At 70.6% G+C, this 15647-nt stretch carries 13 protein-coding genes; 2 read left to right on the top strand and 11 right to left on the bottom strand.

Translation table 11 applies throughout. The features are described 5' to 3' along the window. Positions 1-108 precede the first annotated feature (108 nt). The 6 genes from QQM67_RS02555 to QQM67_RS02530 all read right to left on the bottom strand — a co-directional run bounded on the left by QQM67_RS02555 (position 109) and on the right by QQM67_RS02530 (position 7528). Positions 109-1461 carry a CpaF family protein gene (locus QQM67_RS02555; RefSeq protein ID WP_314171854.1) on the bottom strand — a complete coding sequence of 451 codons (1353 nt, stop codon included), beginning with the start codon at positions 1459-1461 and terminating at the stop codon, positions 109-111. A 31-nt stretch (positions 1462-1492) separates the two neighbouring features. Then, positions 1493-1909, bottom strand: coding sequence for a TadE/TadG family type IV pilus assembly protein (locus tag QQM67_RS02550; RefSeq protein ID WP_314171853.1), 417 nt, complete (start codon positions 1907-1909; stop codon positions 1493-1495). Between the two features lie 84 nt (positions 1910-1993). After that, the gene (locus tag QQM67_RS02545; RefSeq protein WP_314171852.1) at positions 1994-4144 is read right to left on the bottom strand and encodes an AAA family ATPase; all 2151 of its coding nucleotides are present in this window, start codon (positions 4142-4144) and stop codon (positions 1994-1996) included. Positions 4145-4157: 13 nt separating this feature from the next. Continuing rightward, a complete protein-coding gene (gene cpaB, locus QQM67_RS02540; protein WP_314171851.1) occupies positions 4158-4889 on the bottom strand; it encodes a Flp pilus assembly protein CpaB in 732 nt (243 codons plus the stop codon). A 3-nt stretch (positions 4890-4892) separates the two neighbouring features. Beyond that, a complete protein-coding gene (locus QQM67_RS02535) occupies positions 4893-5972 on the bottom strand; it encodes a hypothetical protein (RefSeq protein ID WP_314171850.1) in 1080 nt (359 codons plus the stop codon). A 215-nt stretch (positions 5973-6187) separates the two neighbouring features. Further along, positions 6188-7528 (bottom strand): Nramp family divalent metal transporter, encoded by a 1341-nt coding sequence (locus QQM67_RS02530; RefSeq protein ID WP_314171849.1) that lies wholly within the window; start codon positions 7526-7528, stop codon positions 6188-6190. Positions 7529-7737: 209 nt separating this feature from the next. Between QQM67_RS02530 and QQM67_RS02525 the strand changes: the two genes are divergently transcribed. Then, on the top strand, positions 7738-8778 hold the full coding sequence (locus tag QQM67_RS02525) for a chitinase (RefSeq protein WP_314171848.1): 1041 nt from the start codon (positions 7738-7740) through the stop codon (positions 8776-8778). 353 nt (positions 8779-9131) lie between these two features. Here the strand turns inward: QQM67_RS02525 and QQM67_RS02520 are convergent, their stop codons facing one another. The 5 genes from QQM67_RS02520 to QQM67_RS02500 all read right to left on the bottom strand — a co-directional run bounded on the left by QQM67_RS02520 (position 9132) and on the right by QQM67_RS02500 (position 14248). Then, a complete protein-coding gene (locus QQM67_RS02520; RefSeq protein ID WP_314171847.1) occupies positions 9132-10025 on the bottom strand; it encodes a S1 family peptidase in 894 nt (297 codons plus the stop codon). A 159-nt stretch (positions 10026-10184) separates the two neighbouring features. Next, positions 10185-11651, bottom strand: a complete 1467-nt coding sequence (locus QQM67_RS02515; protein ID WP_314171846.1) for a GntP family permease — start codon at positions 11649-11651, stop codon at positions 10185-10187. A gap of 256 nt (positions 11652-11907) precedes the next feature. Continuing rightward, positions 11908-12321 carry a RidA family protein gene (locus QQM67_RS02510; RefSeq protein ID WP_314171845.1) on the bottom strand — a complete coding sequence of 138 codons (414 nt, stop codon included), beginning with the start codon at positions 12319-12321 and terminating at the stop codon, positions 11908-11910. After that, positions 12318-13082, bottom strand: a complete 765-nt coding sequence (locus QQM67_RS02505) for an IclR family transcriptional regulator (RefSeq protein ID WP_314171844.1) — start codon at positions 13080-13082, stop codon at positions 12318-12320. The genes QQM67_RS02510 and QQM67_RS02505 overlap by 4 nt, the downstream gene beginning before the upstream one ends. Beyond that, positions 13079-14248 carry a sugar kinase gene (locus QQM67_RS02500; RefSeq protein ID WP_314171843.1) on the bottom strand — a complete coding sequence of 390 codons (1170 nt, stop codon included), beginning with the start codon at positions 14246-14248 and terminating at the stop codon, positions 13079-13081. The genes QQM67_RS02505 and QQM67_RS02500 overlap by 4 nt, the downstream gene beginning before the upstream one ends. 117 nt (positions 14249-14365) lie before the next feature. Here QQM67_RS02500 and QQM67_RS02495 point away from each other — a divergent pair, with 117 nt between their 5' ends. Then, a complete protein-coding gene (locus QQM67_RS02495) occupies positions 14366-15637 on the top strand; it encodes an alanine racemase (protein ID WP_314171842.1) in 1272 nt (423 codons plus the stop codon). The last annotated feature ends 10 nt before the right edge of the window (positions 15638-15647 follow it).

The following is a 15647-nucleotide window of genomic DNA, read 5'->3' as shown; positions in this document are numbered from 1 at the left end:
TGGTGGTCGGTCCTGGGGGGTTCCTGGCGAGTCCTGGGTGCGGTCCCGGTGCGGTGTTCCGTGTGTCTCGGGCGGGGACGTGGTGGCGGCCGGGCCGTCCCCGCGCCCCTACACCGCCTCCCTCGTGGCCAGTTGGCCCGCGTCGTCCGCGACCCCGAAGTGCGGCGGCACGGTCTCGCTCACCATGTGCAGCCGCTCGGCGGCGCGCCGGGGCACGGGCAGATGCTCGAAGGTCCCGTAGACCTTGCCGTCCGCGGACACGGGCTCGGCGTTGAACCGGGAGACCGAGGCGATGCGGAAGGTCTCGCGGCCGTGCGAGGCGAGGAGCGAGATCTCCACGATCTTCCGTGAGCCGTCGGGGAAGCGTGCGAGCTGGATGATCACGTCGACGGCGGAGTTGATCTGGTCCTGGAGCGCCGCGAAGGGGATCTCGACCTCCGACATGGAGGCGAGCGTCTGGAGGCGCATCAGCGCGTCCTCCGCGCTGTTGGCGTGCACCGTGGCCAGCGAGCCGTCGTGCCCCGTGGACATCGCCTGGAGCATGTCGAGCGTCTCCCCGCCACGCACCTCGCCGACGATGATGCGGTCGGGGCGCATGCGCAGCGAGTTCCGTACGAGGTCGCGGACCGTGATCTGGCCCTTGCCCTCGACGTTGGGCGGCCTGGTCTCCAGGCGGATGATGTGCCGCTGCTGGAGCTGGAGTTCGGCGGCGTCCTCGACGGTGATGATGCGCTCGTGGTCCGGGATGAGCCCGGAGAGCGCGTTGAGCAAGGTCGTCTTGCCGCTGCCCGTGCCCCCGGAGACGATCACGTTGAAGCGCGCACGGATGAAGCCCGACAGCAGCGCCACGATGTGCTCGTCGAGGGTGCCCAGCGCGATCAGTTCGTGCAGTGCGTAGGCGCGGGGGAAGCGCCGGATGGTGAGCGTCGGGCCGGTCAGGGAGAGCGGCGGGACGATGACGTTGACGCGCTCGCCGGACGGCAGGCGCGCGTCGACCATCGGATTCGACTCGTCCACACGCCTGTTGACGGTCGAGACGATGCGCTCGATCGTCTGCATCAGCTGCTCTTCGGAGGCGAAGCGGACCGGCACCTGCTCGACGCGGCCCGCCCGCTCGATGAAGACCTGGTCCGCGCCGTTGACCATGATCTCCGTGATGGAGGCGTCTTCCAGGAGCGGTTCGAGCACGCCCAGCCCGAGTGCCTCGTCGACGACGCGCCGGATCAGCAACTCCCGGTCGGCCGTGGACAGTACGGGCCCTTCACGGCTGACGATGTGCCCGAGTACGCGCTCCAGGCGTGCCCTGCGCTCGTGCGACGGCAGGGCTGACATCTCCGCGAGGTCTATCTCCTCGAGGAGCTTCGCGCGGTAGGCGGACACGAGATGCGCCGTGCCGCCGTCCGCGGCCGACCCGTTGCGCGTCCGGGATTCAGGGGTGGTGATGCGGGCCCGCAGACTCAATTCCGGCCTCCTCTCTGTGCGTTCGCGGTGGTCAGTCGCTCGGCATGGTCGCGGATCGGGACGCCTTCCCGAAGTCGTCCACACCGGGGACGACGGACGGAATGGTGACGGTCGTGGTGACCCGCACCTCGTCGTCTCCCTCGCCGAGGGAGAACTTGCTCCGGGACGCCGTCCACTTGGACATGGCCGCCTTACCGCTCGACGCGTAGTCCTCGGCGATGTCCTCCTGGCTGGCGATGCGGGCCGCGGCACGGGCGCCCGTACCGGCCTGCTGGATGGCGTAGCCCGCGACGCCGAGCTGGATCGCGGCCATGGCGACCAGCAGGAGCAGCGGCAGCATGCCCGCCAACTCCAGGCTGGACGCGCCGCGTTCGCGATCCGCGCCCCGTACGCGCGCCGGCAGGGAACGCGCGGCGCGGGACACACACATCGCACGGGGCACAGACATCGCACGAGGCACGGACATCGCGCGTGCCGCGCCCGCCGCCCGCGTCCGTCTCATGCCTCTCATGCCGCGCTCACCGGTCATCGCTCACCCCGCCTCCGCCCCCTCCTCGGCGGCACCGGCCGTGCCGGTGATGCTGAAGGGGAGCTTCCCCGCGCCGGGGAAGAGGACGGGCGCCGACAGATCGACGTCCGCCTTCCACAGATGGCCCTGGAGGCTGCAACTGACCGCCGAGTTGTCCCGCCACTCGGCGGGCAGGTGCTCGGTCGCCGCGGACTCGCAGGCGCCCTCCGCGTCGCCGGCGGACGCCGCCGCGGTCGCGGCGCGTGCCGCCTCGTCCGCGGCGTTGCCCGCGAGCGAGAAGGTGTAGCCGATCAGGACGCACTGCCACAGGATCGCCAGGACCGCGAGGATGACGGGCGCCATTCCGGCGAACTCCACGGTGACGGCGCCCTTTTCGCCCCAGACGCTCGTCTCGTTCTCGTCGTCGAAGTCGTCCAGCGACGGCCGCACGGGCCGGACTCCCGGTACGCCTCCGATCTCCGGGCCCACCGGTCCCACGCGTGTACGCGTGTGGAAGGGCGCCGCGCTGTTGGGCTCGTGCGGCCTGCGGTGGTCGCGGTAGTCGTTGCCGCTGCCCGCGGGCGCCTCGCCGGACGGACCGTGGGCGGCCCCGGTCGAGGCACCGGGTGGGAGTGCCTGCCGGCCGGCGGCGTCGGGCGGCGCCGCGTGCCGGGCCTGGGGTGCGCGGGGAGGAGCGGCGTGGCCGGGCGGTCCCGCCTGGGGACCAGGGCGGCCGCCGGGGCCGGGGCGACCCGCCTGGCCCGCATGACCGGCGTGGCCCGCGTGGCCTCCGGCTCCCGGGCCCGTCTGCTGGCCTGCCTGACCGCCCTGAGCTGCCTGGCCACCGCGCGCCGCCTGCGCCTGACCGCCCTCCGTGGACCCGCCCGGCGGCAGCGCACGTCCGCCCGACTCCGCGGCCGAGGAGGACGGCACCTGCTTGGAGTCCCCGCTCTGGCCCTTCACGGCTCTGACGCTGTGCTTGCCGCCGCTCACGGAGACCTTCGCCGCCGTGACGAGGCCCAGTTCACCGGCGAAGGACCACAGCGCCTGCCGGACCGTGCTCTTGGCGTCGAGGTCCTGAAGGCGCCCGGCGTCGACGGCGGTGTGAAGTTCCTTGTAGGCGGCGGGAATCGTGGTGCTGGCCACGGACGTCCCGACGATGCGGGAGATGAGCCCCGGATGGATCTCCGTGAAGCGCGAGGTCCGGTTGACGAGGGTGAGGGTCTCCTCCGCCTTGCGGATCTGCAACCGGTCCCACATCCGGACCATGCGCTTGGCCGCCCGTACGGCCACCACGTCGGGCGTCGTCACCAGCACCGCGTTGTCGGACGTCTCGATCGCGGCGGCGTTGGCGGCGTTGAGCTGGGTGCCGCAGTCGATCACGACGATGTCGTACCGGGCCCTGAGCGCGGAGATGATCTGCCGGGCCGCACGGTCGTCGACCTCCTCGCCCCGCTCGCCCTCGCCGGGGGCGAGCAGCAGCCCGAGCCCCGACTCGTGCGAGAAGAGCGCGTCCTGGAGCACGCGCGCGGAGAGGTCGTTGATCCCGGCGAGGTCGGCCGCCGAGCGGCGGAACTGCACGTCCAGGAACGAGGAGACGTCCCCGGACTGGAGGTCCATGTCGACCAGGGCCGTGCCGCGGCCCGACGCCTGTGCGGCGAGCGCCAGCTGGACGGCGGTGAGCGTCGTGCCGACGCCGCCCTTGGCGCCCGTCACGGCGACGACGGTGCCGCCGGGCCCGGACGTCTCCTCCGGCACGCCGCCCAGATGCTTCCGTACGCCCACCGCCCAGGAGGCGGCCGCGCCCACCCGAGCGGCGAGATCGTCGTAACTGAGGGGAAGCCCGAGAACGCCGCGCGCCCCCGCGTCCATCGCCGCGGAGTACAGCGGCTGGCTGGTGTCGCGCGTGATGAGCACGACCCCGACGGCGGGGAAGCGGAGCGCGATCTCACGGATCAGCTCCAGGGCCGGGAGCGGCCGGATGAGTTCGTGCACGAGCACGACCTCCGGCAGGTCCGCGACGGTCCCCTCGGCCAACCGCCCGAGCGAGTCGAGCAGTTGGGTGGAGTCGGCCGCCGGCGGCACCGGCTCGCTGTCCGGAAGCTGGCTGAGCAGTCCTACGACCGACCGGACCGCCTCCGGGTCGCTGACTGCTGGCTGAATGCGGGTGACCATGGGCTGACCTGCCTCACTTGTCCCCGTCGAGCGTGTACGTGCGGTCGCTCTCGGGGATGTCGTTGCCGTCGCCGGGGGCTACGAGCGCGAGCCGGACGTGCTCGGCGAAGGACTCCGCGTACGCGACGCGCTGCGCGTCCACGGTGGAGAGGGCGAAGGTGATGGGCACGCCGTCGCGCTCACGCTGCCGGCTGGTCTCGTCCTGGCCGGAGTTCTCCTTGAAGGGGGTGAGCTTCCCGACGTCGATGACCTTCGCGTCGCTGACGATGACCTTCGACTGGTTCGGCGACTTGGCCTTGCCCGCGGTCTGCTGCTCGCCCTCGAAGGTCGCGAAGATGTTGACCCTGTTCCCGGGATCGATCTTGCCGGCGACGCCCGTCTCGGCGTCGATCATGATGGCGATCTCCTGCTGGCCCGGCTTGAGTTCGGGACGCTGGTCGATCATGTCCGTCTGAAGCAGCGAGCCCTTGCGGAGCCTGTTGGTGGAGACCTTGCCGCGGACCTCGTCGAGGTCGGTGACCGCGGTGTCCGGCAGCCAGCGCTTCGGCACGGACACCTTCTCGAACTGCCCCTCGTCGAGGGAGTGGTACGGCGCGACGTCCGCCTTGAGCTTGTACGCCGTCTTCTCGGGGCCGACCTTGGTCTCCACGTCGCGTATGAGTGCCAGCACACCCCCGAACGCCGCCAGGGCACACAGGACGGAGACGATCAGCAGGATGACGCCACGGCGCTGGCGTGAATTCATGGACTACAGACCTCTGGGATCGGCGACAACTGCGTGACGGGATTGCGATTCGGAACGTGCGGCCGCGGCCGCGTGCCTCTGCTTGAGGAACGCGCCGAGGCCCGGGCCGCCCCTGCGCTGGGTGTCCGTACGGTCTCCGTCCGCGTCGTCGGCGGAGCCGGCGCGGGCGGCGGCGGAGCGGGAACCGAGCGCTGAGGCGGACGGACGGCGCGCGGAACGCACCGGCGCCGTCTTGCGCGACCCGGCCCCGTACGGCGCGGGCGCGGCGCAGAACGCGCAGCGGTCCCCGATGAGTTCGAGCCCGCACCAGTGGCACTCGTCCCGCCGTACGGACGAGACGAGCCGGTAGAGCACCGACACGTCCGGGATGGCGGCGGCGAACTCGACGAGCTTGCTGGTCCCCCACCAGCGGGCCGACTCCCCCGGCAGATACGCCTCTTCCACATTGCCCACGCGCCACTGCGTGGCCAGCGAGCCGGTGACCCACTCGGAGTTGAGCTGGCCGTTGGCGTAGGCGAGGTGCGTCGGGAACTGCGGCCCGGAGAGCGCGGCCCTGACCACGCCGCGCGCACCGCTGTCGGTGCGCACGAGCTGCGGCGTGGGCGCGGCCAGCACCGCGAACTGGGCCTTGGGATTCCAGGACCTGGCGCTCGCGGTGTAGGAGATCGGCAGATGTTCGAGCTTCGCGACGGAACTCAGCAGTGCACCCGCGTAGATGTAGTGCGCCAGCAGCCGAACGGACGCGCCGAGCACACCGGGGCTGAACTCGCACAGCGACAGCTGCCGCATCTGCCGCACGAGGACGGCCGTACCCAGCGGCGGCAGGGACGTCGGCATCAGCGCGATCCGGTCGCTCTCGAGGACGGAGCGGATGGAGTGGAGCCTGTGCAGGAAGGGCCTGGGCAGCGTCGTGGGATGGACGACGATCAGATGGCCGTGCTGGTCGATCAGCCGTTGCGTCTGGGCCAGCGCCACGTCGAAGGGCTGCTCGTCGGGGTTCTCGAAGACGTGCGCCCTCGGCGTGTGCCTGTCCGGCGGGGGCAGCATGTGACCATGGCTGGTGACTGCTATCGCAGTGGTCATCCCCGCCCCCGAGCTCCCAGTCGGGCCCTCTGGGACCCGAGTACCCGATCGTCATGTTGATCTGACGACACCACACCTTACGGGCGGAGGGCCAGCCTCGGAACAGCTTCGTCCCCGCCCGCTCCCCCTGCCATACCCCGCGCCGTCCGCGGGTCAATCCGGTCGTGCGCCCGCAGTCGCGTCGGCTGTGCCGGGACGGCGCGGTCCTCTCCCTTCTACCAGGGAATCTCCTTGACCTGCTGCACACATAGCACGATGAAGAGCATTCCTGAGACGAAGAGCATCACGTTGCTGAGGATGCCGTTGCGCCATTCACGCGGCGTACGGTCCGAGTTGAGCAGCCAGATGAGCGTGAGCGCGAGGAACGGCATGAAGAACGCGCCCAGCACGCCGTAGGCCACGACCAGGCCGAACGGCTGCTCCAGCCACAGCAGCGTCATCGGCGGGAACGTCAGCCACAGCAGGTACGCGCGGAAGGGCCACGAACGCTCGCGCCTGCCGCCGGCCACCGCGGCGACCGCCTCGTCGCCGTCGCCGGAACCCTCGCCCTCGCCGCCCCGCGTGCGGGCCGCGCGCAGCCGCTCCACGAAGTCGGCGAACATCAGGCTCACGCCGTGCCAGACGCCGATCAGCGACGTGAACGAGGTGGCGAAGAAGCCGATCAGGAAGAGGACGGAGGTGAAGGTCCCGAAGCGGTCTTCGAGCACCTTGTCCAGGTCGGCGAGGCCCGAATCCCCCTCGGCGATCGCGATGTTGGTGGAGTGCAGCAGCTCGGCGCCGACGATCAGCATCGCGACGACGAAGATGCCGGTGGTGATGTAGGCGACGCGGTTGTCGAGCCGCATCATCTTCATCCAGCTGCTGTCGGTCCAGCCCTTGGCGTTCACCCAGTACCCGTACGCGGCCATGGTGATGGTGCCGCCGACGCCGCCGATCAGCCCGAGGGTGTAGAAGACCGAGCCGTCCGGCAGGACCGGCACCAGCCCCGCGAAGCTGGCACCGATGTCCGGCGAGACGAGGATCGCCACGTACACGACGACCACGAACATGATGCCGACCATCGCCGTCATGACCTTCTCGAAGACGGCGTAGCGGTTGAACCAGACGAAGACCAGCCCGATCAGTCCGGTGACGATCGCCCAGCCCTTGAGGTCGAGCACCCCGGGGAAGAGCGCATCCAGCGGGAGCCCCGAGGACGACATGGCGGTGCCGCCGTAGACGAAGCCCCAGACCACGACGTACACGGCGAAGTAGACCGTGGTCCACGGGCCGAGCGAGCGCCAGCCGTCGAAGATCGTGCGGCCGGTGGCCAGATGCCAGCGGCCCGTCGCCTCGGCGAGCGCGATCTTGACGATGCAGCCGATGACCGCGGCCCACAGCAGGGTGTAGCCGTACTTGCTTCCCGCGATCAGCGTCGCGACCAGATCGCCCGCGCCGACGCCGGTCGCGGCGACGACGATGCCGGGGCCGACGAGTTTCCAACTGGCTTTCCGTACGGGAGGAGCGGGCCGGGTGGGGGCGGACTCCCCGCTCTGAGTGCTGTCCTCGCTTGCCATCTCTGACCGCCTTCGTACTCGTCCCCTGAAGAGGTCCTGCCCGGCGCATCCAATCCCCCGTAGACGATCAATACAAGAGCTCGGACGACTGTCAAAGGTCTTGACAACCGGATTGGTCTGGACCATCTTGTCGAGTTAAGCGCAGGGCCCCGCGCACCACATTCGGCACCTTTCCTCTCCTCCCATCTCTCCCCCCACCGGAGGCAGTTGTGGCACGCGCACGTTTCCTGTCCCGTTTGTGTACGCGTCCTCGCGTCATCGCCGCGGTCGCGGCAGCGGCACTGAGCGTCGGCGGGGTGATCACCGTCGGCACCGCCAACGCCGGCCCCGCCGCCAAGCCCGGCACGGGCCCCTCCGTGGGAGCTTCGGCGGTTCCCGACCACGCGGTGACCGGCTACTGGCAGAACTTCGACAACGGCGCCAAGAAGCAGAAGCTCTCCGACGTGCCGGACGACTACGACATCGTCGCCGTGGCATTCGCCGACGCCACCGGCAAGCCCGGCGAGGTCGACTTCAAGCTGGACCCGGCGACGGGCTACGGCTCCGAGGACGACTTCAAGGCCGACATCAAGGCCATGCACGAGGCGGGCAAGTCGGTCATCGTCTCGGTCGGCGGTGAGAAGGGCGCCGTCAGCGTCGCCGACGACGCCTCGGCCTCGGCCTTCGCCGACAGCATCGTCTCGCTCATGGACAAGTACGGCTTCGACGGGGTCGACATCGACCTGGAGAACGGCCTCAACGCGACGTACATGACGAAGGCGCTGGACGCGATCCACGGCAAGAAGAGCGACGTCGTGGTGACGATGGCTCCGCAGACCATCGACATGCAGTCCACCTCGACCGACTACTTCAAGACCGCGCTCAACATCAAGGACTACCTGACGGTGGTCAACATGCAGTACTACAACAGCGGTTCGATGAACGGCTGTGACGGCAAGACGTACGCGCAGGGCAGCGTCGACTTCCTCACCTCCCTCGCCTGCGTCCAGCTGAAGGGCGGTCTCGACCCCAAGCAGGTCGGCATCGGCACGCCGGCGTCGTCCAGCGCGGCGGGCTCCGGCTATGTCGAGCCCGGCGTGGTGACCGACGCCCTGGACTGCCTCGCCAAGGGCAGCAACTGCGGGAGCTTCAAGCCCGAGAAGACCTATCCCGGCATCCGCGGCGCCATGACCTGGTCCACCAACTGGGACGCCTCGAACGGCAACAGCTGGTCGGGCAAGGTCGGCCCGCACGTGCACGGGCTGGGCTAGGTCACGGGCCGCCGGCGTCCCGGGGCGGCCGCACCCGGCACTCCGCCACCGCCCCCGGCCCCGCCGTCCGGCCCCCTGACTGCTGCGGGGTGTCCCCCACCTCCCCGTACGCACGCGACGCCCCCGGACTCCATGTCCGGGGGCGTCGCACGTTTCGCGTGCTTGTCGCGCCGGTGCCGGGGCTGTCGCCGCCGGGCCGGCGCCATGGTGCCGCCGCACCACGCCGCCGGCCGGCAGCTGCCGGGCTCCGAGTACGGCCCGACGCTCAAGCCCTGCCTGTCTCTACGGGCCCCCGAAGGCGGCTGCGGCGGCCGGGGCCGCCGGCCGGTCCTCGAAGACCGCCCGGAGAGGACTTACGGCTTGGGCAGCTTGCAGTCCGGAAGGCTCAGGTCCACCTTGTTGCCCTCGGCTATGCAACTGGTGAGGGTGTGGGTCTGCTGCCCGTACGCGATGCCCTCGTGGACGCTGACCTTGCCGTCCTTGTCCACCTCGCACGGGTTGTTGAGGGTGCACTCCTCGCCGTCCTCGTTACGGGTGTTGTTGATCCCGATGATCTTCCCCGAGGAGTCGTCGACAATCGGAGAACCGGACGTGCCGCCCTTGGTCTCGCACTCCTTGGTGTAGCGGAGCGAGTCCTTCATGGTCCAGCCGTCCTCGCGCAGCTCCGGCACGAACGCGTCGACCGAGCAGCTGTACGTCTCCTTCCAGTAACCGGAGACGACGGTCATGGCGGTGCCCTCCTTGGGGTGCTCCGCCTGGACCTCGAGCGGGTCGATCTTCGTCTTGTCCTTGATCTCCTTGTAGGTGGAGTCCAGTTCGTAGAGCGTGACGTCGGTGTCCGTCATCGTCCCGTAGGCGATCTTCGTGGACGTCAGCGAGCCGGCGTCGCCGCCCTTGGCGTCGAGCAGGGTGAAGTCGCGCTTCACGTCCTCGTCGACGATGACCTGGCCCGGCTCCGGCATCCCCGCTTCGCGGCAGTGCCCGTTGGTGAGCACCAGCCCCGGGTCGGACGCCTTCGAGTCGGGCATCTTGACCAGGGCGCCGGAACAGTTGCTGAGCGCGACCGTGCCGGCGAAGTCCGGGGCGGCGGCCTTGCCGGCCTTGTCGGCCTTCTCGGCCTTGTGGGTCTGCGGGGCCTTGGGGGCCTGCTCGGCCTCCCCTGCGGACGCGGGGCCCGCGATGACGCCGGTGACCGCGGCGGCTCCGAAGAACGCCGAGGCAAGAGTGACCACGAGAGGTCTCTTCATGGTGGGGGGTTCCTCTCCTTATCCGAATCCTGTGACGGTGATTCGTTGGGGGTGACGCCGTGCATTCTTGGCGTTGGAGAGGTGCCCCCACAAGACCCCAACGGCGCCCCCAGAAACGGAAGATGATGTTCCGCACCGGGGGCGCCGCAGAGCCGCCTGTCAGACGAACGGACTCACCACCGCCGCCACCGCGAAGCCCGCCACGGACAGGACGGACTCCAGGACGGTCCACGACTTGAGGGTGTCCCGCTCGGAGATGCCGAAGTACTTCGAGACGATCCAGAAGCCGCCGTCGTTGACGTGCGAGGCGAAGATGGAGCCCGCGGAGATCGCCATGATGACGAGGGCGATGTGCGGCTGCGAGTAGTCGCCGGACGACAGCAGCGGGGCGACGATCCCTGCCGTGGTCACGATCGCGACGGTCGCCGAGCCCTGCGCGACGCGCAGCACGAGCGAGAGCAGATAGGACAGCACGATCACGGGCAGGCCCGCGTCGCCGAAGGTGTCGGCGAGCGCCTGCGCGACCCCGCTGCCGTCGAGCACGGCGCCGAACACGCCGCCCGCGCCCACGACCAGCAGGATGTTGCCGATCGGCTTGAGCGAGGCGGTCGAGACCGTCTCCAGCGACTGGCGGGACCAGCCCCGCTTGAGCCCGAGCTGCCAGTACGCCAGCAGCAGCGCGATCGTCAGCGCGACGAAGGGGTGCCCGAAGAACTCGATGACGGAGCGGAGCGTCGAGGGGTCGAGGGCGATGGACGAGAACGTCGCCAGCAGGATCAGGACCAGCGGGGTGCCGATGATGCCGAGCACCACCGCCAGCGAGACGGGCCGCTCCGTGGTGACGCCCGCCGCCTTCTGTTCCGCGGCGACGGCCGCCTTGGACTCCTCGGCCGCCTCGACCATGTCGTGCGGCACCTCGACGAAGAGCCGCTTGCCGATCCACGCCGCGTACGCCCATGCCGCGAGCACGGCCGGGATGCCGGTGACGATTCCCATCAGGATGATCCAGCCCAGGTCGACCTTGAGCAGACCCGCGGCGGCGACCGGTCCGGGGTGGGGCGGCAGGAACGCGTGCGTCATCGACAGGCCGGCGAGCAAGGGCATCGCGTAGAGGACGATCGACTTTCCGGAGCGCTTGGCGGCGGCGTAGACGATCGGCGCGAGGACGAAGATGCCGACGTCGAAGAAGACCGGGATGCCGAATATGAGGCCGGTCAGGCCCATGGCCAGCGGTGCGCGCTTCTCCCCGAAGAGGGCCAGAAGCCGGCTGGAGAGCGCCTCGGCTCCACCGCTGACCTCGAGTATCGCGCCCAGCATGGTGCCGAGGCCGATGATGACGGCGACGTGCCCGAGGATGCCGCCCATGCCGTCCTCGATGAGGGAGACGGCGTCCGACTTCTGCACGGTGCCGAAGAGTTCGGTCACCGACAGCCCTGCTCCCAGGCCGACGGCTATGGAGACGCCGAGCAGCGCCACGAAGGGCTGGAGGCGGACCTTGATGATCAGGAAGAGCAGCAGCACGATGCCCAGGGCGGCGACGGTCAGCAGACCTGGGACGCCGCCTATGAGCGCGAGCAGGCCGCCGGTGTGCGGTGGCGCCTTCTCGGGCGCGGTTGCGAGCAGCATTGTGGTGGACCTCGGGGTTTCTGTGTCAACGGCGTTGATTCGGGAGGGATCTGGGACATGCCGGGGGTGGGTGAGGGGGGCGTGCGGTGCGCATGAGGCACCGCGGGCCGGGAGGGCGGAGGCGCGTGCCGCGTCAGCGGGACGCGCCTGAGGGGGACTTGCCTCGGTCCGCCCGCTCGGTTCGGGTTGCTCGGGGTTCGGGTTGCTCGGGGGCGGCGGTGCCAGGAGGCGGCTCGCTCCGGGCCGTACGCCCGCGTCAGCCGAGCACGGCCAGTGCGTCGATCTCGACGAGCAGCCCGGCGGGCAGGCCGACGTACACGGTCGTACGGGCAGCCGGGGCCTCGGTGAGATCCGCGAAGTACTCGTTGTAGATCTCGTTGAACTCGGCGAAGTGCGCGGTGTCGGTGAGATAGACGCGGATCATCATCACGTCCTCCCAACTCGCCCCGCCCTCCTGGAGAACGGCCTCGACGTTGGCGAGAGTGCGCAGCGTCTGCTCGCGCAGCCCCGGGCCGACCGGCGCGGGCGGCTGCCCGGGGACGGCGGGCGCGAACCCGACCTGCCCGGCGACCTGGAGGATGTTGCCCTTGCGCACGCCGTGCGAGAACTTCGCCGGCGGTGCGGTGTGGGTGAAGGGGGTGAGGGCCGTCTTGGCCGGCTTCTCGCTCATGGCTGCCGTTCCTTGTGTGGTGTCTTTCCGGAGTACTCGTCGCTGATGGCATCGGCGGTGCGCCGCACCAGCGGGAGAAGGGTGAGGAGTTCGTCGGCGCTGACGACGACGTTCGGCGCCGACACGGACATGGCGGCCACGGCACGCCCGTCCGGTCCGCGTACCGGTGCGCCGACGCAGTTGATGGACTCCTCGTGGCCACCCAGATCGGTGGCCCAGCCCTGTTCGCGCACCTTCGCCAGCTCCGCGAGGAAGGACGCGGGGTCGGTGATCGAACGGGCCGTGTAGCGGGGGTAGTCGAGCCGTTCGGCGAGCGACCGCCGCTCCTGCTCGGGCAGATCGGCCAGCAGCAGCTTGGCGACCGCGGCGTTCGTGATCGCGACCGGCTTGCCGATGCGCGAGTACATCCGTACCGGGTAGCGGCTCTCCACCTTGTCGATGTAGAGGACTTCGTCCTCCTCGTGGACCGCGAGATGGACGGTGTGCCCCGTCTTCGCGTTCAGCTCCACGAGGTGGGGATGCGCTATCTCGCGCACGTCCAGGTTCTCCACGGCCTGCTGCGCGAGCGCGAAGAGCCGCGTGCCCAGCCGGTAGCGCTGGTCGGGCTGGCGGTGGACGATGCCGTGTTCGTGGAGCGTCCGCAGCAGCCGCAGCGCGGTGGACTTGTGCACACCGAGCCGGTTCGCGACCTGCTCCAGGTTCGCCGGTCCCTCCGCGAGCAGGGGCAGGATGCTCAGTGCACGGTCGACGGTCTGGCTCATGTCGCGTTCGCCTTCTGTGTGTTCCACCCGGGGCCGAGCCGCAGTCTCCCCCAGGCCTCGTCGTCCAGTGCGGCCAGCCGGTCCGCGACCTCGCGCGACGGCGGCTCCGCGAGGTCGCCGGGCACGGTCAGCGCGGCGGCGGCCATGAGATGCCCGTGCCGCAGCCGCTCCCGTACGGGCAGTCCGCGCAGCGTGGCCGAGAGGAATCCGGCGGCGAATCCGTCTCCGGCACCGACGGCGCCGGCCACGTCGATCCGCAGGGCGGGCACGGTGTGGACGGTGTCTCCCGCGACGACGGTGTCTCCGGCCCGGGGGGTGCCTTCCGCGTGGACGCCGTCCTCGCCGTCGCCGTCGCCGTCGCCGCCCCCTTCTCCCCGTACGGACGCGGTCTCTTCCCGTACGAACGCGGTAGCCGCCGTCGCGCCCTGCTTGACGACGAGCACGGCGGGCTCGGGCAGCCGCTCCCTGAGCGCGTGCGGGCCTCCGGTGACGCCCCAGGCCGCCGCCGCCTCGTCCTCCCCGGCGAAGACGAGGTCGCAGCCGCGGGCGAGTTCGAGCAGCACGCCAGGACCGTGGCCGCACTCGGGATCGGCCGCGGCCCGATCCCACAGGCCCACGCGGTAGTTGACGTCGAAGGAGACGAGTGGGCGCCCCGCGCGCGGGCCCGTGAGCAGGCGCATCAGGTCGAGGCACTCCCGGGAGAGCGCGGCCGTGATGCCGGTGACGTGCAGCACGGTGGCGTCGTCCACGTCCGCGAGGTCCACGGTGTCCGGCGACATCGCCGAGGCCGCGGACCCGGCGCGGTAGTAGACGACTTCGGCCGTGCCGCCGTCGGCGTCGTCCGGGTCGAGGGTCGTGGGCCGCTCGCCCTCCGTGCGGAAGTAGATGCCTGTCGGACGCCTCGGGTCCCTGCCCACACCTCCGACGTCGACGCCCCGTGCGGCGATCGTCTCCACGAGGTGGTCGCCGAACCCGTCGGCGCCGACCCGGCTGACCCACCGCACGGAGTGCCCCGAACCGGCAAGCGCGCAGGCCACGTTGGACTCGGCGCCGCCGATGGCACGCTCGAAGGACGGCACGTCCGCGAGCCGTCCCGCCTGCGAGGGCAGGAACGTGACCATGGATTCGCCGAGGCAGACGACGTCGGTGAGTGCCACTGTCCGCATCCGCTCCTCATCGATTGACGGGTGTCGGGCGGGATGCTAAACAGCTCAGAGCGAAATACGCAATGCCTGTTGCAGATTCTGCAACAGCACGCCTCACGTAACGGAGTAGGAGTCCCCATGGCCGCCGAGGACCCTCTCGCGTCCCTCGCCGACGAGCGCGTCGACCACCGCTTCAAGGGCCTGCCCCCGGACGCCGCCGGCTCCACCGTCGCCGCCCTCACCGCCGAGCACCGCGACCTGTTCACCGGCGGCTTCACCACGCCGGTCCTCACGCTCTCCACGGAGCGCCTGGAGCACAACCTCGCGCTGATGGAGACGTATACGGACCGGCACGGCCTCGCGTTCGCTCCGCACGGCAAGACCTCCATGGCTCCGCAGCTCTTCCACCGCCAACTCGCCCGCGGCGCCTGGGGGATCACGCTGGCGGTGCCCCATCAGGTGCGCGTTGCACGGGCGTTCGGAGTTCCGCGCGTCTTCCTCGCGAACGAGTGCGTCGACGTGGCGGCGCTCCGCTGGATCGCCCAAGAGCTCGACGCCGACCCGGACTTCGGCTTCCTCTGCTACGTCGACTCCACCGAGGGCGTCGCGCAGATGGACGCCGCCCTCGCCCGGGCGGGCGCCGGGCGCCCCGTCGACGTCGTGGTCGAACTCGCCGCCGGCGAGGGTGCCCGTACCGGAGCCCGCAGCGAGGCCGAGTGCGAGGCGATCGCCGACGCCGTCGCCGCGGCCCCGACCCTGCGACTGGCCGGCGTCGCCGGTTACGAGGGCGAAGTCCCGGACGCCTCCCCGGAGTCGGTCACCGCCTGGCTGCGCCGCCTCACCGCGCTCGCCGTCGCGTTCGACGCCGCGGGCCGCTTCGAGGGGCTCTCCGAGATCGTGCTGAGCGCGGGCGGCAGCGCGTGGTTCGACGCGGTCGCCGAGGTCTTCGCCGGCGTCCCGCCGCTCTCCCGCCCGGTGCTGAAGCTGCTGCGCTCCGGCGCGTACGTGTCGCACGACGACGGCGCGTACCGCGAGAAGACGCCGTTCAACCGCGTCCCCGAAGAGGGCGCGCTCCAGGCCGCGTTCACGCTCTGGACGCAGGTCGTCTCGCGGCCCTCCGCCGACCAGGCGTTCCTCAACGCGGGCAAGCGCGACGCCGCGTTCGACCTCGACCTCCCCCAGCCCCACACGATCCGCTCCCGCGGCGGGGAGACGCGCCCGGCGGACGGCCTCACGGTCACCGCCCTCTCCGACCAGCACGCCTGGGTCCGTACGAAGGCGCCGGTCGAGGTCGGCGAGTGGGTCGCCCTCGGCCTCTCCCACCCGTGCACGATCTTCGACAAGTGGAAGCTCATCCCCGAGACGACAGCGGACGGCACCGTCACCGGCTACGTCCGCACCTTCTTCTGACGAGCGCGGC

It is taken from the genome of Streptomyces winkii, from assembly GCF_032248595.1.
In the GTDB taxonomy this organism is placed as follows: domain Bacteria; phylum Actinomycetota; class Actinomycetes; order Streptomycetales; family Streptomycetaceae; genus Streptomyces; species Streptomyces winkii.
The sequence above is the reverse complement of the archived record's forward strand: the minus strand, read 5'-3'. Positions and strand labels throughout refer to the sequence as shown.